At 31.8% G+C, this 17932-nt stretch carries 16 protein-coding genes and 1 pseudogene; 3 read left to right on the forward strand and 14 right to left on the reverse strand.

Annotation, left to right across the window (positions count from 1 at the left end; all coding sequences use genetic code 11):
* Positions 1–19 precede the first annotated feature (19 nt).
* From ACXR6G_RS03025 to ACXR6G_RS03080, 12 genes are all read right to left on the reverse strand, one after another.
* Complete coding sequence (locus ACXR6G_RS03025) at positions 20–1288, reverse strand: nucleotide sugar dehydrogenase (RefSeq protein ID WP_458359914.1); 1269 nt, start codon at positions 1286–1288, stop codon at positions 20–22.
* A gap of 86 nt (positions 1289–1374) precedes the next feature.
* Entirely contained in the window at positions 1375–3852 is a 2478-nt protein-coding gene (locus tag ACXR6G_RS03030; RefSeq protein WP_458359915.1) for a polysaccharide biosynthesis tyrosine autokinase, read from the reverse strand.
* 60 nt (positions 3853–3912) lie between these two features.
* The gene (locus ACXR6G_RS03035) at positions 3913–4692 is read right to left on the reverse strand and encodes a polysaccharide biosynthesis/export family protein (RefSeq protein ID WP_458359916.1); all 780 of its coding nucleotides are present in this window, start codon (positions 4690–4692) and stop codon (positions 3913–3915) included.
* A gap of 56 nt (positions 4693–4748) precedes the next feature.
* Positions 4749–6224: a class I adenylate-forming enzyme family protein gene (locus ACXR6G_RS03040; RefSeq protein WP_458359917.1), complete on the reverse strand. Its 1476-nt coding sequence runs from the start codon at positions 6222–6224 to the stop codon at positions 4749–4751.
* Positions 6225–6252: 28 nt separating this feature from the next.
* Positions 6253–7230 (reverse strand): NAD(+) synthase, encoded by a 978-nt coding sequence (gene nadE, locus ACXR6G_RS03045; RefSeq protein ID WP_458359918.1) that lies wholly within the window; start codon positions 7228–7230, stop codon positions 6253–6255.
* 7 nt (positions 7231–7237) lie between these two features.
* The gene (asnB, locus tag ACXR6G_RS03050; RefSeq protein WP_458359919.1) at positions 7238–9193 is read right to left on the reverse strand and encodes an asparagine synthase (glutamine-hydrolyzing); all 1956 of its coding nucleotides are present in this window, start codon (positions 9191–9193) and stop codon (positions 7238–7240) included.
* A 2-nt stretch (positions 9194–9195) separates the two neighbouring features.
* A complete protein-coding gene (locus tag ACXR6G_RS03055) occupies positions 9196–9483 on the reverse strand; it encodes an acyl carrier protein (protein ID WP_458359920.1) in 288 nt (95 codons plus the stop codon).
* A gap of 48 nt (positions 9484–9531) precedes the next feature.
* The gene (locus tag ACXR6G_RS03060; RefSeq protein WP_458359921.1) at positions 9532–10140 is read right to left on the reverse strand and encodes an acyltransferase; all 609 of its coding nucleotides are present in this window, start codon (positions 10138–10140) and stop codon (positions 9532–9534) included.
* 46 nt (positions 10141–10186) lie between these two features.
* Positions 10187–10558: a GxxExxY protein gene (locus tag ACXR6G_RS03065; protein ID WP_458359922.1), complete on the reverse strand. Its 372-nt coding sequence runs from the start codon at positions 10556–10558 to the stop codon at positions 10187–10189.
* Positions 10559–10622: 64 nt separating this feature from the next.
* Entirely contained in the window at positions 10623–11231 is a 609-nt protein-coding gene (locus tag ACXR6G_RS03070; protein WP_458359923.1) for a DUF6266 family protein, read from the reverse strand.
* Between the two features lie 310 nt (positions 11232–11541).
* Complete coding sequence (locus tag ACXR6G_RS03075; RefSeq protein ID WP_458359924.1) at positions 11542–12087, reverse strand: UpxY family transcription antiterminator; 546 nt, start codon at positions 12085–12087, stop codon at positions 11542–11544.
* Positions 12088–12465: 378 nt separating this feature from the next.
* The gene (locus ACXR6G_RS03080; protein ID WP_458359925.1) at positions 12466–13176 is read right to left on the reverse strand and encodes a response regulator transcription factor; all 711 of its coding nucleotides are present in this window, start codon (positions 13174–13176) and stop codon (positions 12466–12468) included.
* Between the two features lie 704 nt (positions 13177–13880).
* Between ACXR6G_RS03080 and ACXR6G_RS03085 the strand changes: the two genes are divergently transcribed.
* Together ACXR6G_RS03085 and ACXR6G_RS03090 are read left to right on the forward strand one after the other, a co-directional pair.
* Positions 13881–14063, forward strand: a complete 183-nt coding sequence (locus ACXR6G_RS03085) for an antitoxin Xre/MbcA/ParS toxin-binding domain-containing protein (protein WP_458359926.1) — start codon at positions 13881–13883, stop codon at positions 14061–14063.
* Positions 14064–14326: 263 nt separating this feature from the next.
* On the forward strand, positions 14327–14788 hold the full coding sequence (locus ACXR6G_RS03090; protein ID WP_458359927.1) for an FKBP-type peptidyl-prolyl cis-trans isomerase: 462 nt from the start codon (positions 14327–14329) through the stop codon (positions 14786–14788).
* Between the two features lie 452 nt (positions 14789–15240).
* Here the strand turns inward: ACXR6G_RS03090 and ACXR6G_RS03095 are convergent, their stop codons facing one another.
* A complete protein-coding gene (locus ACXR6G_RS03095) occupies positions 15241–15432 on the reverse strand; it encodes a hypothetical protein (protein WP_458359928.1) in 192 nt (63 codons plus the stop codon).
* A 65-nt stretch (positions 15433–15497) separates the two neighbouring features.
* Positions 15498–15988: pseudogene (locus ACXR6G_RS03100) on the reverse strand (ROK family protein).
* A 952-nt stretch (positions 15989–16940) separates the two neighbouring features.
* On the opposite strand from ACXR6G_RS03100, the gene ACXR6G_RS03105 reads away from it, so the two are divergent.
* Positions 16941–17921, forward strand: a complete 981-nt coding sequence (locus ACXR6G_RS03105; protein ID WP_458359929.1) for a glycosyltransferase — start codon at positions 16941–16943, stop codon at positions 17919–17921.
* Positions 17922–17932 lie beyond the last annotated feature (11 nt).

Genomic DNA, 17932 nt, shown 5'->3' on the forward strand with positions numbered 1-17932 from the left:
CAAACTTACTTTATTCAAATTATAAACGACAATCGATTAACTCCTTTGGAAGAACTCCTTTTATATCATAAATTACAGAATTAGAACCATTCCTAAAAGCAGGATAATCTAAATCCTCGAATTCAGAATGTGCAACCGCCAAAACAATGGCATCATATTTATCACCATTGATTTGTGATATCAAACTCAATCCGTAAACATTTTCCACCTCTTGCTTATCTGCCCAAGGGTCATATACATCTACATCACATCCAAAATCTTTGAACTCATGAATAAGGTCTATCACTTTAGAATTACGAATATCAGGACAATTCTCTTTGAAAGTAATTCCTAATATCAAAATCCTAGAATCAGAAATTCGATGTTTTTTCCGAATCATTTCCTTAATTACCATTGAGGCAACATAAGCAGACATTCTATCATTCAATCTACGACCAGCCAAAATAATTTCGGGGTTATAACCAACCTCTTGAGCTTTTTGAGTCAAATAATAAGGATCAACACCAATACAATGACCTCCAACTAATCCTGGCTTAAATGGTAAAAAATTCCACTTGGTACCAGCAGCTTCCAAAACCTCGTGGGTATCAATTCCCAATCGACTAAAAATCACTGATAATTCATTTACAAAAGCAATATTTATATCACGTTGAGAATTTTCAATCACCTTTGCAGCCTCAGCCACCTTTATGGAAGATGCTTTATAGGTTCCAGCTATTATAATTGAAGCGTATAATCGATCTACAAATTCAGCTATTTCAATGGTTGAACCAGATGTAATCTTCCGAATCTTAGTAACTGTATGCACCTTATCTCCAGGATTTATTCGTTCTGGTGAATATCCACAAAAGAAATCTTTATTAAATACCAAACCACTATACCTCTCTAAAACAGGAACACAATCTTCTTCTGTTGCACCAGGATATACTGTTGATTCATAAATAACGACATCCCCTTTTTTCAAGGCTTTACCTACAATTTCTGAAGCTATAATCAATGGTGTTAAATCTGGACGTTTATTCTTATCAATAGGAGTTGGAACAGTCACAACAAATACATCAAATTGCTTAAGCAACTCTTCATTACTTGTATAGCTTAATAATTCCGATGATAACAACTCTTCTTTATTAACTTCTAAAGTTTTATCATTACCAACTTCTAGTTCCGAAATTCTAGTAGTATTAATATCAAAACCAACAGTTATGTATTTCTTACCAAATTCAACAGCAAGTGGTAGCCCGACATACCCAAGTCCTATCACTGCAATCTTACGATTTATAATATTCATAATTAAGAATAGTTTTGTGGTAGTTAATTAAAAGTAATGTGATTTATTTCTACGAATCTGACAAGATCCAATCTTAAAAAGAAGAACTACAGATCAGCAACACTGTAGCCATATCCATATGCATAACTATTGGCATACCCGTATTTTTGCATTTTAACACCATTCATAACCAGACCAACATTATGAATGTTAGCCTCACTCAATATTTTCATATTCCGCTTAAAGAACAGTTTATTAGTAAACTGATGCCTAACAACGAAAATGTTTGTGCTTGCATATGGCGTCAACAATAAAGCATCTGTTACAATCCCCATTGGACTCGTATCTATCACGATACATTCATATCGTTTTTCTAACTCCTCGAATAAGATAGCAGTTGCTTTAGAACCCACTATTTCAGCTGGATCTGGCGGTATGGGACCGGCAACTATACAATCTAAGTTTTTATATTTAGAATGATGAATGACTTCTTCAAGAGTATTCTTTCCATTTAAATAGCTTGTAATTCCAACTTCTTCTGAAACACCTAGATATTCTCCTAATTGAGGTTTTCTTAAGTCAAAACCAAGCAGAATCGTTTTTCTTCCTGCAAGAGCATGTATGCCAGCTATATTAACTGAACAAAATGATTTCCCCTCACCTGTAGTCGAAGAAGTAACAAGTATGGTTTGTTTGTCACTTCCATTTTTAAGATAATCAAGTCGAGTTCTTAAGGATCGAAAAGCTTCTGTAATAGGTGCACTTGGATATTTTTGTGTCAAAATATCGCCATCTTTCTTACTAAAAGCAATATTACCAATGATAGGAACAGTCGTTATTCTTTCCAAATCTTCTTCAGACTGAACCTTATGGTTAAATAATTCACGTAAAAACAAGAAAAGACCTGGAATCATGAACCCAATCAATCCACCTATTATAAAAATAAACATAGTCATAGGTTGAAGTATTGCCTTAAAAGATGCAGGCTCAATGATCTCACTATCAGGTAAATTTGATGCCTTTTGAATTTGAGCTTCTACCCTCCTCTCAAGAAGGAGCGTATACAGATCATTCGTCAAGTCATAATTACGTTGAATATTCATAAACTGCTGTTCCTTACCTGGTAATAAATTTTGCTCCCTGGATATTCTGACTTTTTGTTTCTTCAAAACCGTCTCTTGATCATTGATATATTCCTCTTGAGAATTAATATTTTCATACAATGATGCTAGTATTGTTGCTTCCTGACGTAGCAGTCTTTCTAAATAAGGATTATTTAATTTTACTTTGCCCTTGTATTGAAAAAGAGCAGTTCTTACTTCTCCTAGTTGAGTAATGTAATCAGTCAAAACACTTTGCCTAATCCCCACTGAGACTGGTGAAATCAGTTTATTAAAATCCTCACGTTTATTCAAGTATCCTCGCAAACGTTTGAAATAAGAAGCTTGAGTTTGCAATACTAAGATCTCAGCCTCGATTTCCTGTAATCTAAGGTAAGCAGCCTCCAATTGAACTGTAGGCATGACCACTTTGTTAGAAGTTCTGAAGTTTCGAAGCTTTGCACCCATACGACCTAAGGTATCTCCCAAACCATAAAGTTGTTGATCGATAAAAGAAATTGTATTATTGGCAATCTGATTTTTTTGATCTAAACCATTCTGAATCCAAACAGCCATCAACATATTCAGAAAAGATTTGGTTTTCCCCAGGCAAGTACCCGTTGTCGACATATAGGCAATAGAGGCTCCTTGGGCTACAAACGAAACATTAATATTCTTAAAATCATTAACGATACGTTTGTTATCACGAATAAGAAAAAAAACATTATTTTCTTTTAATTTTTCATCTAAATTTGATATGTCAGATTTAATCGTAAACGCATAATGTTCTCCTTCTATTCTCTTACCAATTTCCACCTGTTCATTCATTTTAAAAGAAGTAAGCTCTCCTACATCCTGCTTATCAAAAAAATCATGAAGTACCACATTTTCCCCATGGGCAACCAAATTTAAATCCCCATTACTGCTTCTTTCAAGATAAAACTTCACTCCTATAGGCTGAACATGGGTCTTATCTAAAACTATCTGAAAAGGTTTATCTAAATACAACTCCTCTTCCCGATACTTTTCCTTCGAAAATAAAGCTTGTTTAATCACTTGTAAAATTTTCAAAGAGTTGTTCTGCGTCCCCTTTAATTTACCTTTAGAATAATAGCTGACATTAAAATCAAGCTGTTCTAAAGCATGCATAATCAGGGATTCAGATTTTAAAATAATTATCTGATTCTGGAAATTCTGCATATCTGGAGTAGAAAAACCACTCATCATAGCCATCTCTTCTGACACATTCCCATGAATTTCACTCTTAATCAAAACTGTAGATTCCACTTTATAAACTAAAGTTGTATACCGATTTACAATAAAGGCGGATAATAATCCCAAAATTATGAAACCAACAAACCAATACCATTTATTATATAAAAGAAAAATCCATTTCATAACATTTGGTTTTTCTGACTTATATTCATTCTCAATACTGAATACATCATCATTTTCGTAAGTACTCTTGTTATTTGAATGATACATGATCTTTGCTTATAGATTGAAACATAAATTTCATAATTACTTTTAATATTTTACAATCAATTATTTGAGTGAATTTGCCAATAAAAAGAAGGTAATCAGACTTGTTATTAAACTTAATGAGAAAGATTCCCCGAATCCCCACATTTGAGCTTTAACAGGCTCAATATAAATAAGGTCATTAGGCTGTATATAATAGTTTTGACTATCAACAAGATTTAAATCCGATAAATCAATCGTTATTATCTTAGAGCCTTCAGTTGAAGGACGAACAATTCTCACCTTCTTCCTTTTTCCATATATTGTTAAGTCTCCTGCAATTGAAATAGCTTCAAAAATAGTTAGTTGATCCTTACTCATATTATATTGTCCAGGCTCATTCACTTCACCCAAAATTGTAAACTGCGTATGGGTTAATTGAACCTGAAGTGTAAAAGTATCGATGTGGTTTTTAAGTATTTTCTGCATTTTGGCTTTAATTTGTTTTACTGTCAAATCAACCACCTGTATTTGTCCTATATAAGGGAAATCAATTTCACCATCATCAGAAACTAGATAACTCTGATACCTCATACTACTTGGGTCTCTCATGTTGCCAACATTTATTTGGCCTGCATTAAGGTTGTAGAGACTAGCGACAGCCTCATCAGGTGTTAAAACCCTTATATAGATGTAATCACGTGGTTGAATTTTATAAGCTTCAGTAACCTCAATAGCTCTTGTATACAGGTTAATATATTTTTTCTTATCACTCACGTCTTGCATGTAAATTATCTTCTTCTGAGGTATACAAGCAACAACTGAGAATAATAGTAGAAGAACTAAAATTTTAGAAAATTTCATTGGTGTATAGTTTGGTGTTAAGACGTTTTATTTTTCCTATCTAAAATATCAATTATTTATATAACAGAATGAGGTTTTATTTTCTTTCCAGTTGAACTAACTCTCATCAGTTTTTCGAAACTTATAACTTGAGGGATCTTATGTATTTGAAGTTTTTCATGACACTTTCTTAGGATTAGCTCCTTCATTTGTGTCTCATCACTAGTGTTTTTCAAAACAATACTAGCTTTAATAGCTTCGCCCAGTAAATCATCATAAATCCCTATAATCGTGCAATCAACAACATCAGGAACAGATAAAATAACTTCTTCAATCTCTTTAGGACTTACTCTATTCCCGCCTACTTTTAGTATCTCTTTTTTTCGACTTTCCAAGAAAATATAACCATCCTTATCTATCCTTCCTATGTCACCTGTATGTAACCATCCATTTTTTAATACAGATTCAGTCCCTTCTGTATCATTAAAATAAGCATGCATAATATTATCACCCTTTGCAACAATTTCTCCATGTTCACCAACTTTCACATCTGCTCCCTTCTCATCAATTACTTTCAAGTATACATTGGGTATTGATTTGCCAATAGATCCTATCTTTTCTTTTAATCTGTCAGGTGGTAAATACGATAAACGTGCGGTTGCTTCAGTCTGTCCATACATGACAAAAAAATCTATTTCTGGAAAAGTATTAATGAAATCTTCAATAAACATATTGTGAAGCTTCCCACCTGCTTGAGTAACATATCTAAGTTTTGGAAATTCAGTCTTCCTAAATGTTTGAGACTTTTTTAAAAGAATTTGAAAATGACTTGGAACACCTGCAAACCCAGTACATCCGTAATTCTTAAGGTTAGTGATAACTGAAGCTAGAAATATAAAATTATTAATGAGTACTAATGAAGCTCCAACCTTAATATGCGTATGCAATAAAGACAAACCATAACAATAGTAGAAAGGTAAAACCACTCCCATAATATCCCAGATCCCTAGATGCAGGTAACCAATAATGGACTTGGTATTTGCAATAATATTCTGATGACTGATAATAACGCCCTTGGGAGTTCCTGTCGACCCTGATGTAAACAAAATTTCAGCCGTCCTATTTTGATCAAAAGCTCCAGAAAAAGTTAATTCGGATATGCTTTGATTTCTAATTATATCATCAAGTTGACTTGCATCTATTCGATTTATTCCAGAAGATGAAACAAGCTTATTAAATATATTGGAACAAAAAATACACTTACTTTCTGTTGACCTTATAATATAGTTTAAGTTCTCTTGATCGATTGTTGGATCGATTGGAATGCAAATATTACCAGATTTAAGAATTCCCAAATATGCAGTAATAAAAAAAACAGAATTTTCACTGGCTAATATGATATGCTGTTCCTCTCCTTGTTCATTTTTCAGATAATTGGCGAGCCTTAAACTATCCTGATATATTTGCCTATACGATATGCTTTCCTTTGGTCCAATTACAAGATCCTTTTCAAGCGTACTTGAGTTTGAAAATAAATAGTCAACAACATTCATTTTATTCCTTTCTTAAAATAAATAATAATCAAAAAATAGGTGCTAAGCGTAGATATTCAGTAGTTTTCTGTTTTCTAGCAAAATTTTTAAAAATATTATGAATTTCATCTACCGGTTTATGGAAAACATTGGCGACATCTTTAATATTATATCGATTTTCCCATGCATACCACAGAAGATCCATTTGGTGAAAAGGCATTTGGTAAAAGAATTCTTCTTGTGTTTGTTCTGCACTATATGTGTCTGTTGTTGGAGTACGGTCAATGATCTCTTGAGGTACACCCAAATATTCGGCTAACTGATAAACTTGAGTTTTATAAAGATGTCCTATAGGCATAACATCAGCTCCTCCATCACCATATTTGACAAAAAAACCTTGCTCAACCTCATGCTTATTCGGAGTTCCTACAACTGCATAATGAAGTCTTTCAGCGTGATAGTACAGCATGGACATTCTACTGCGCTGCTTAAAATTAGTTGAAGCTACGATTTGTAAATATTCCTTAGATGGCAAAAGTTTACTTTCTTCAGATCCGTCAGGCCTAACTATAGTCAATGAAAATATTGAAGGGATATTTTGTGAAATATTCTGTTTAATCTCAATCTTCACTTTATCCTTTAAAGGATTAAATTCTGGAAAAACTTTTAAAACGGCATCATCCCTTCGTTGATAACACCCAAAACCATCAAGTGCTGGTGTTATATCTTCAACAATGGTTTTAACACCAAATTTATCTGCCAATTTTTGTGCTAGCATTAAACTATCTGGACTTGAATCTCTTTCAGGCATTAACACCCCTAATACATTTTCCTTACCTAATGCACGAGTTGTAAGAGCAAATACAACTGAAGAATCAATCCCTCCACTAATTCCTATTACAGCACCTCTTCTCTTGAGTTGATTCTTAACATCAGCCCTAAGTTTTTCACATATTTCGTTGCAAATCAATTCAGCATTTTCAAGATACAAGATATCTTCTGAAAAAAAATTAGTTTTTGTTTCCATATCAAATTTATTTCAATAGAGTTAGTTTACAATCAATTAAATCCGATTTATTTAATTTATTTCTATGTTTTTTCACAAACAAATCATCCAAAATCTGAGTTGATAAAATTCCCATGTAAGCCATTTTATCAACTTCTGAAATATTCTTTTTAGAATTCATTTTTAAGACGAGTTTATTAACCATATTATAATTAAAAATGCCTGTCGTTTGAATTCGTTTTTCTGATAACATATCCTTTGTGTAATCAGATTCAATATTGTCTATGGAGGGAGCTCTATAAGCTTGTTTTGGTCTATTTAAAATTTGCTCTGGTAATTTCCCTGCCATCATTTTTTTCAACAAAATTTTTTCATCCAAACACTTAAGCTTGAATTCGGATGGAAGCCTCATGCAAAACTCAATAATTCGATGATCTAAAAATGGATATCTCCCTTCAACTGAGTTTGCCATTGCCATCCTATCACCTTGAGAGGATAACAAGTATCCTGACATGAATAATTTGATTTCAAGCCACTGTGCTCTTGATAAAAGATCTACATCTTTAAATTTCTCTTCTAGACTTCTTTCCAACTCTTCAACAGGATAATAATTATCAAGTTCAATTTTTAAATTATCTGAAAAGTATTTTTGTATTCTAGATGTGTTATTCCACCTCAGTAAATGTGAATAAACTAACGAGTCCGTTTCAGTTAGTTTGTAAGAAAAGAATAAGTTCAAAGATTTTGCCCCATTCAGTTGTGGCATATAAGGATACAATCTCTTTAATAGTAATGGTCGATACTTGGATTTTGGATCTTTGGCCCAAAACTGCCTGATTAAAGCCTCTTTAAAAATATTATAACCTCCCAATAGTTCATCAGCACCTTCTCCAGTAATAACAACCTTTATGTCATTCTTTCTAACCAATCCTGACAGCATTGCCATTGGTGAAGGAGAACTTCTTAAAATTGGAGTCTCCAAATGCCAAATTACATCTGTAAATATTTGGGATATATCATTGCTCCCACATTTAATACTATTGTGATCCGTTTTAAAAAAATTAACGGCTTCACGCTGAAAATCCGACTCATCAAACTCTTTATCGGAGAATTGCAAAGAAAAGGTTTGTAGTTTTTTTTGATTATTCTCCTTTATGAATGATGTTGTCACACTTGAATCGAGACCTCCACTTAAATAAGCACCAACTGGAACATCAGCTCTCAATCTTATTTTAACTGCATCCGAAAAAAGATTACGAAATTCTTGAATAGCTTCTTCAAGTGTTATATCTAGGTATTCATCAGATTTACATAGAGGTAACTCCCAATATTTTTCTTCTTTAATCTCATTGCTATTTGCTAAAATATAATGGCCAGGCTGTACTTCAAAAATATCTTTAAAGATTGTGAGCGGTGACAAAGTAGTCCAAAATGTAAATACTTGACTTAACGCAATTGGAGAAATATGAGCTTCAATATTAGGGTGTTCAAACAAAGCTTTCATCTCAGAAGCAAATACAATCCCACCATTAAGCTTTGAATAAAATAAAGGCCTTATACCGACTCTATCTCTGGCAAGAAATAACTCTTTATTTAATGTATCCCAAATTGCGATAGCGAACTGACCATTCAATTTACTTAAAAACTTTACACCATATTCTTCATACAAATGCAATACAACTTCTGTATCAGTACTTGTCTTAAAACTATGACCTTTAGTTTCTAGATCTTTTTTTAATTCCAGATGATTAAATATTTCTCCATTAAAAACGATCCATAGAGTATCATCTTCATTTGATAAAGGCATACGTCCATTATCAAGATCTAGGATACTTAAACGTACACTCCCAAGACCTATGTCATTGGTCAATACAATACCACTTTGATCAGGGCCCCGATGTTTTATTCGTGTAAGCATACACTTTAAAACATCAACTGAATTGTTTGTCTTTAGATTTGGATAAAAGCCAACTACACCACACATAATTATTTTTGAGATTTAACTAATTCACAGGACTCTTTAACTTCGAGTCTATCTAAAATAAACACAGAAATACTATTTATAGATGCGAAATTTTCTACGACTAACTCATCATCCTTGGTCTCAATAAGAAACTCATCTCTAATAAAATCAACTAGAAATAAAAGTCCCATTGAATCAAAAAGTCCTTCCTCAAAAAGTAGGGTTTCAGACTTTATATCATTTTTGTTGGAAAATGTTGCTTCGCTAACATAGTGATGTAGCTTCTCTTTCACCATCCCGTCATTATTCATAATATTAATTATTTAAGTTATCTTTGTATTATTACATATAATATTTATCTATTCAAGACCATTAAGCCCTTGGTTATTCTCCTTCAATAATTCTCTTTGAAATTCTAATAGATTTTTAGATCGAGAACCTAATCGTCTTATTGGATTCCCAAAAAACGTTCCCCATTCTGGCAAGTTATTTCTAACTAAAGATAATGCCCCAACTGAAGAACCTTCTCCTATAGTAACATTCGGTAATATAACAGATTCCGCTCCAATTATTACATAAGACTCAATCCTTACAGCACCTCTATAAACTCCTTTATACTTTTCAGGAATTGTTGGATTAGTAAGGTATTTACCCGAATAATCATCAGACCTGCTATATATTTTAACCCCTTGCGATAAACCACTAAAATCATTGATGAAAATCCCATCTCCTGCAGCAAGAAAACAGTAACCTCCAATATGAACGAAAGAACCAATATTCAATTCACCTTTTCCGGTCGCAATAATTGTACAATAAGAATCAATGATTACATTATTGCCAATAGAAATATTAGCTAGTCCTACTATTGTAGAATTTTTATAAATCTTTACATTTTCACCTATTGATTTAAAACCTGCATTTTGTAATTCAGATTCAGTAAAATAACCAGGATCGAAAGGATTATCCATATTTTAATTATTGAAAATTAGTATTGTTCCCTGTTCAAAATTTACCCTATTGCAACACACATTGTCCACCTACTTTTATATACTGAAGATTCTCATAGCCAAAATTGAAAAGTAGACCAACAGGGGCATCAATATCTTTTAAGCTGTTCATAAATAAATTTTCTTGCTCTTCTGATAAAAATGAATGTGTGTCTAATCCAACCACAATCTTATCAAAACACAAAAACTTCTCCTTTTCATTTTTAATATTTAGCATTGAACCATTTCTTCTAGAAAAAGGGATATTTCTTAGCTCTAATTCAAGTTCCAAAACCTTTTTATAAACGTGTTCTTGACAACCGTGGCCAAGTTGCTTATAGATATAATTTCCAATTTCAATAAGTTTATTAATTTCTACTTGATATGATTTCTTTTCCATAGTAACTATCAATTTTAGAATTAATATATTTCTTCTCCTCAATAATTTCAAATCAGATATATCATCAAGTACAATCAATCCATTTACTACTGGATGCTAATTGTAATTGTGGATTCCAGAAAAAACAGAATAAGTAAGAAAAAGTATATTTATTTAAATCCATCACAAATGATTCGTGCTTTCGTATCGCATGACAGGGTAACTCTTTTACAGCTAAATCTAAATTCATCCCAAAGAGTTTGAACTGATTCTCTTCGCTTGTTTTCTTATCACGAGAATTATTGCTCCAAATAAAATGAATAGACGTATCGCCTGCCATCTCTAACCTTAGATTAATAATCTCACCTAAATTACCCGTAGTCAACTTTAGTCTCGTGATATCGAGATAACCTTCAGAATCGAAAGCATGTGTATTTAGTTTGCAAAATAAATTTTGTCCACTCATTGAGTTACGTCTACCCTCAGGATTCCAATACGGCCTTATTAGATCATCTAAATTTAGACTCACAAATCGACTTGCAGCCTTAAATTTTCCTCGCTGATTCATCTGTGCCGGAGTTCGAGGATTTTTCACCTTACTTGGCTTGCTCCTGATATAAGTTTTACCATAGCGATGAGAAATAATCACAGGTCCAACAAGTCCAGTCAATAATTTGTCTTTGATACTTGCCATAATCTTTTGATATAATCAGAAATAGGCTAATTCCCGACTTATGTAATAATAAAATTCTATAAAAAAAGTCCTGAATGATTATTCGATAATAGGTTGAATTTTAGACAAGAAAGTTTACTTTGTGTATCGTTTAATCTACAATCAAAATATTTGATTGCTTTTATCCTGATATAAATGGATAAATGATATTCAAACTATACTAGAGCCCCCCTATCTACTTTATATCATCGATGGCTTTACCCAAGCTTGTTCCAAACTAGGTCTAGTCTTGTTCCAGCTTTGTTCAGATTAAAGGATAAAAAAAATCAAGCTAGTTTTCGCTATAATTTAGCTCTACTTGTGTTTTTAGGCGTTTGACTTCATCCATAGAAATATTAGCATGCACACAACAACCTAGGCTAATAAAACGAAGCACGATACGATTCTGACCACGCAATTGTAGAAGTTCACCTCTAACACCTTTCAATGGCCCGATTGTTACTTCAAGATGATCTCCTTTTTTCAAACTCGTAGAAGAAAGTTCAACATCTCTTTTTATATCTTCTAGGAAGAGTTTGAGGGACTCAATTTGAGAATCAGGAATAGGTACGGCTTTTCCCCCAAAACAGACATATCTTACTGCCCAAGCTGAACTTAAAGCCTCGTAATATTCACGCTCACTAACTCTAACAAATATATAAGAACTAAACAGGGGTGTTTCTACCCATTTTTTACGATCACTCCAAACTCTCATTTCTCTTTTAAGAGGCAAGTAGGTCTCAATCCCTTTTTCTAAGAGCTCTTTATACACTTTTTTTTCCGACCTAGATCGTGTGTAAATGGCATACCATCTATATGTTCTTTTGAGTACTTTCAATGGTTGATAGTTTATGGTGTAGAAATAATCAGATAAGCGAAATCAAAATCTATCTAAATTGAGAGGTATTTGACACAGCTTCGCTCTTTCAGTCCCATTATTCTATAAATGAGCCTACAAAATCGCACATTCTTAAATATTCCTATAAATAAATTTAAGACTGCACTAGTAAAGCTATGATGCTTTCGAATGAACTTCAATACCCGAAAAGAGGTATTTTAATAGATATTGCTCTATAGTTTCTTATTTATAAAGAAGCCTCCAAGTGAACAATATATTTCTTTAAAAAGTGAAAACTCGTGAGTTTCAGAAGAGATTTACTATCTTAAATAGACTAAATAAGATAAGAGTTCGGCAAAACTAGCTGTTTAATTATTACTAGAAGATTCCAATTTTTCCAGCGATGAATGCAAGACAAGCGGTATTTTTGACTTTTAATTTGTTAATGATGTTTTTTCGATGAGTATCAGCAGTATAGTAACTAATGTTCAATTCTACACCTATTTCTTTATCGGTAAAACCTTTAACAATTAATCTAAGGATCTCCATTTCTCGTTTAGTGAGAGATGCTATCAATTCTAATTCATTATTAGAGTTTAAATCAGGAGAATCAGCCTTTTTTCTATGCCTATTATTCAACTGGTCAGTTAAATCAATAATACACCCAAATAATTGTTCTGGGAAGTTATTGGGATATCTGGTTCCAACTACAATATTCATATAAACATCTCTCCAGTTACCACCAGAATGTTTAAGTCTTAGTATTTCGGAGAAAGTAAAACCTATTTCTTGCCGAGCAAGATCGAGATAAGTCTCAATTTTGGATATATCTTCTGGATGGATAATTTCGACTATGTGTTCTAGAAAAGTATACTCTTCAGGTACTACAGGAGGAAGATTTAATATTTCGATGCTTTTCTTACTAGTCCAAACAACATTTAAATTACACGCATCCATTATAAAATAAGCCGTATCAAAACTTATTTTTAAATCTTCACTGAAATGAAATTTATCTTCTAATTCTAGATCAGTAATAAGTTTTCTTGAATCTGTTTCCCAGTATTTTTTTTTTCTTCGCCTTATCATCATCTTCACATATTCTGAAAAAAAAAGTAAAATCGACAGTAGTTCCCAAATGGAATGAGAGAGAGTATAGGATCGTATTTTGAAAGAATATAAACATATCTTAACGCTACCTTTCACAATAGTAAAATAAGTTCTAGTGCTCTGGATTATTAAATTTATGGCCTTTTATTTAGATATGAAGAATATATTTTGATCCCATTTGATGAATATGATATCTGACCGGACAAACTAACAAATTAACATGATTTAACAAGTTGGAGTATTGTTAATACCTATTAATTTAAATTCTAATATATTTTGATGCTTTGAAGAGTTTATAAAACAATTACAAATAAACATACTGATAAATTTAATAAGCAATACATAGCATTCGAACTCTTTATATTAGTTTAAGACAACCTATCATTCCTAAATAAATGAAATATTAACAATCAGACTTAATCATCAAAAAAAGAAAACAAATAATGCATTATTTTAAAGAATATTTTGATAATTTAACTTGAATAATCACTCTATTTTTAGTAATATAGTATTATAAATTATTCTTTGATTTTTCAAATTACTTTAAGAACTTTATCCTGCATCATTAAAAGCTAATTGCACGAAAATAATTTCAATAAATAATTAGGTAGATATTGTATTCTAAGTCAATACAAGTATTTCAAGCCTTTTTTATAATCAGAACAATAAAACAAAACGATATTCATATGAAGGAACTCTTAAAAAAAGGTATTGCAATCTTTGGGACTAAAGCTATTTTTTTAAATTGGATTGAAACTGAAAATGAGGCATTAGGAAACATTACTCCTGACTCACTACTTGATTCAACTCAAGGAGTTTCAATAGTATATGATTTATTGATGAAACTTGAGCAAAATATAACATCATAAGTTTGTTAACAACTTCATTATATTTCTTTTGTTAGAAGTACGATGAAATAGATCTAAATAAAAAACCACAAAATAATAAGCGGCTATTTACCATTATTGGTAAATAGCCGCTTATTATTTTATAAACTAACTGTTATAAACCTCCTTCAATTATATATTATTGAAAAAACAGTCTACTTTTTTATCATTCTAATCTATTTACACACTTCCTTGAAAGCAATGATATTTTCCTATATTTGACCGCACAAAAAAAACAATTAGATATGAAATACACCTTACTTATTTTGATTATTACCCTTTTTGTATCATGCGAATCAGATTTAAAGGAAACAATACCTAAAGATTATACAGTCGAAAATGAAGCTGAAATCAAAAAATATATAACTGATAATGAATTAGTCGCACAAAAAACTGAATCGGGCTTATTTTATGTGATTGAAGAGCCAGGAACTGGCTTACAACCTACTGCCAGTTCAGATGTTACTGTTGCTTATAAGGGATATTTCACCAACAAATATGTGTTTGACGAAAGTGATGAAGATGGTATTTCTTTTCCTTTAAATGGAGTTATAGCTGGTTGGACGGAAGGTATTCCCTATTTTAAAGAAGGTGGTAAAGGCAAACTTTTAATTCCTTCTCATTTAGCATATGGTCCTTATGGTAATAGTCGTATTCCTGGAGGGGCTGTTCTAATTTTTGATATAAACCTTATCGAAGTCAATTAGACCTAACTATTGATTAAATCAATCATCAAATTATAAAAAAGGCTTGCTCCTAAGTTTTCACTTCAGAGCAAGCCTTTTTATATTCTTTTTAATCTAAAAAGTATAGCCTTACACGCCATATTTTTCATGCAAAGGCTGAGTGATTATGGCCTTAATTTTTCTTGTAAGGCTTCAGTATCCTTCTTTGTCAATCCCTCAGTAGGAATTGGAGGATGAATAACAACCTCAATTTCACCTACAAGTTTTGCAATAAAAAGTGTCTTGAATTCCTTTTCGAAACTTTCACGTATAACAAAAACGATTTTACCAAAACCGGCTGCAATCGCATCATGAATTGAATAATCAATAATCGTTTCATCAGAAGGCCCAATTGGGTCAATTTGCTTTTATCCACCATATCGGCTTCCCATTCCAGCTGCAAGTACTAATAGTATCGGTTTCATATCAAATTTTTAATTTATTCTTAATACTTCATTCATTACATTGGACAAGGTTCCCATCAGTGCTGAATTATCTAATAATTCAGAATAAACAAGCTCTGTTTCATAACTGATTCTATCCATTGCGTATTTATTCATAGCCATATTCACAGGATCTGAAATATATTTTCCTGTATGAGCCAATCTTCCTCCAATAATTATCATCTCTGGTTAAGTAAATGAAATAGACTCACTGAACCTTTACCCAAATACTCACCCATCTTATTCAACTAATCGATAGCAAATTGATCGCCTTCAATAACTGCTTTCAAATCAACTGATAGATTTTTATCTTTCTTATTACTTAACAAGCTTACCTGTCCTTTTTCAAGAGCATTATTAATGTTTCGAACTAAAATCTCGTTAGAGGTTAGAGTTTCCAAGCAACCTATCTTCCAACAATAACACAAGTCCCCATCCGGATCGATCGGGGTATGTCCAAACTCTCCGGCAAAACCATTTTTACCAGAATACAATTGCCCGTTTAAGATGATCCCCAAACCGATTCTATTGCTTAGATTCAAACACAAAACATCTTTTTCCCCTTTGCCTTTCCAAAAGCTTTTTCACCCAAAGCCATTAACCTTGCATCATTATCCAACAAAACAGAGGAAGCAAGTTTATTGCTCAGATAAATTGCTAATCCCTCCTTAGCAAATGACAAATGTGTGAAGGTGATATCACTTTCAGCATCAACTAAACCTGGAATAGATACACCCATTGCCAGAAAATTAGCTGGAGGAATTTACATTTTCAGAAGTATATCATTGACTTTTGCAACCAACATATCTGTATATTCTGATGAATAATTTAAATCATTTTTTTTGTATTCTTCTCTCAGAACAAGCGTATAATTTAAATCAAAAAGTGCAATTGTAAGTGTATGCAAATTGATATCGACACCTAAAAGTATTGGTATTCGGGGTTAATACAATAAAGATTTGGGCGTCTTCCTCCTTTTGATTCTCAAATACCATTATTGAGAATAATGCCAAAACCTAGCAAATCATCAACAAATGAAGCAACCAAAGGCTGACTAACTTTAGATTGCTTTACGATTTCAGCAATAGAAGCTTTTCCATTAACATACAAATGAGATAAATCTTACGATATTGTTCCATTTTTCGTTTTTATTGCATTAGCAGTTCCTGCTACCTCTTTCTCATATTTGAATTCTGGTCTCAATCTGACTTTATTTTAGTTTGGTTTAATTCTCGTAATAAAAGTGTTAATATTTTTAAAAGAAGAATCATCTTTAAAAATATTTTTTTTAAAAAAAACATGTATTGATTGTTCATAAATATCTCTCTTAAATGTATTGAATAGGATTGACAAGTTTTATTCGTGGAGTTGATTTAAAACTAACATTTAAACCATTCTCTAAGTGGTGTAATTCTAGTCTACTACGCTAGTATATTTTGTTCAAAAATTTTCATTTTGTTTATTATTTAATTTTTAATAACTTGAATAAGTTTAAATTAAAGATCTATAAACAAAAGGGACGCAGTCGGCTAAACTCTCAGAACTGCGTCAATGTCTAGCAAAAAAAGAAAGCTTTAATGACATTATATTGAACAGATAAAATCTAAATTTATGATGATATAGAAGAGGATAAAACCAAATAAAGTGCATAAAAAAGGACATCAACCAAACCAACAGATAAAATACAAAATATGAAAATAATCGTAGATTCATCTTGTGACATATTATATTCATCATATTATATTAAAGGATTACAAGATTATTTCGGAAAAAGAAATATTAGATTCTCTAATAAATATTTTGATATATTCAAACATAACAATCATTTTTTTGCTTTTGTTATAAAAGAAAAAAAGGAATTAACCAAAATAATAATTGATTTTGCAGATCGCTCGGTCATAGATGAATCAGCACTAGAATGGTCAGATGTTTATGGCAAAATAAATGTTGAAAATTCAAAAACTAATCAGAATAAAATCATTCCCATAGGCCCTAGTTTCGGTATAAAGATTTATTCCCCAACTAAAACAATTATTTTAGCAGCAATTAATTTTATTAGATCTTATTACAGAATTCCAAATAAAAGAAGATTTTTATCAGACTATAAAGCTTTATTAAATCGTCCAACCTTAAATGACTATTTCCCTAATTTTAACAAAGATGGCTATATATATTTTGCTGCTTCATTATGGAAAAAAGAAATAAAAACGAACACCTTTAGAGCTAATTTTATAAGAGCTTGCAAAAATCATCATGATATTAAATTTGAAGGAGGTTTTGCTCCACGAGTTAGAAATGATGTTGAAGGTTTTGATGAATTAATAATGAAATCTCGAGATAAAATGAATACTTATATTAATAAGTTGAAGCATTCATCAGTAGTATTTAACACACCAGCTGTAACTGATTGCCACGGATGGAAATTAGCAGAATTTTTATGCTCCGGAAAAGTCATAATTTCAACTCCAATATCAAGAATACTTCCCCAAAATCTAATTGACAATAAGCATATCATGTTCACTAGCGGGTCAGAGCAAGACATCACAAAAAAATTAGAAAAAATAATCTCCTCAAAGAAAATTAGTGATACTCTCAAAAAAAATGCAAGAGAATATTTCGAAACAGAGTTATCTCCAGAAAAAGTAATCAAGAGAATAATTGACAAAAAATGAGTTCACATGGA

The organism is Ancylomarina sp. YFZ004, from assembly GCF_054254355.1.

What these genes read in the sequence shown, in the direction of transcription:
- ACXR6G_RS03095 (WP_458359928.1), bottom strand. Translation starts at nt 15,432, where the DNA reads ATGATAATTATTGGAGGAAGATTGGCTCATACAGGAAAATATATTTCA.
- ACXR6G_RS03085 (WP_458359926.1), top strand. Translation starts at nt 13,881, where the DNA reads ATGAAGGAACTCTTAAAAAAAGGTATTGCAATCTTTGGGACTAAAGCT.
- ACXR6G_RS03080 (WP_458359925.1), bottom strand. Translation starts at nt 13,176, where the DNA reads ATGATGATAAGGCGAAGAAAAAAAAAATACTGGGAAACAGATTCAAGA.
- ACXR6G_RS03060 (WP_458359921.1), bottom strand. Translation starts at nt 10,140, where the DNA reads ATGGATAATCCTTTCGATCCTGGTTATTTTACTGAATCTGAATTACAA.
- ACXR6G_RS03070 (WP_458359923.1), bottom strand. Translation starts at nt 11,231, where the DNA reads ATGGCAAGTATCAAAGACAAATTATTGACTGGACTTGTTGGACCTGTG.
- ACXR6G_RS03055 (WP_458359920.1), bottom strand. Translation starts at nt 9,483, where the DNA reads ATGAATAATGACGGGATGGTGAAAGAGAAGCTACATCACTATGTTAGC.
- ACXR6G_RS03040 (WP_458359917.1), bottom strand. Translation starts at nt 6,224, where the DNA reads ATGAATGTTGTTGACTATTTATTTTCAAACTCAAGTACGCTTGAAAAG.
- ACXR6G_RS03035 (WP_458359916.1), bottom strand. Translation starts at nt 4,692, where the DNA reads ATGAAATTTTCTAAAATTTTAGTTCTTCTACTATTATTCTCAGTTGTT.
- ACXR6G_RS03025 (WP_458359914.1), bottom strand. Translation starts at nt 1,288, where the DNA reads ATGAATATTATAAATCGTAAGATTGCAGTGATAGGACTTGGGTATGTC.
- ACXR6G_RS03105 (WP_458359929.1), top strand. Translation starts at nt 16,941, where the DNA reads ATGAAAATAATCGTAGATTCATCTTGTGACATATTATATTCATCATAT.
- ACXR6G_RS03065 (WP_458359922.1), bottom strand. Translation starts at nt 10,558, where the DNA reads ATGGAAAAGAAATCATATCAAGTAGAAATTAATAAACTTATTGAAATT.
- ACXR6G_RS03030 (WP_458359915.1), bottom strand. Translation starts at nt 3,852, where the DNA reads ATGTATCATTCAAATAACAAGAGTACTTACGAAAATGATGATGTATTC.
- ACXR6G_RS03090 (WP_458359927.1), top strand. Translation starts at nt 14,327, where the DNA reads ATGAAATACACCTTACTTATTTTGATTATTACCCTTTTTGTATCATGC.
- asnB (WP_458359919.1), bottom strand. Translation starts at nt 9,193, where the DNA reads ATGTGTGGTGTAGTTGGCTTTTATCCAAATCTAAAGACAAACAATTCA.
- nadE (WP_458359918.1), bottom strand. Translation starts at nt 7,230, where the DNA reads ATGGAAACAAAAACTAATTTTTTTTCAGAAGATATCTTGTATCTTGAA.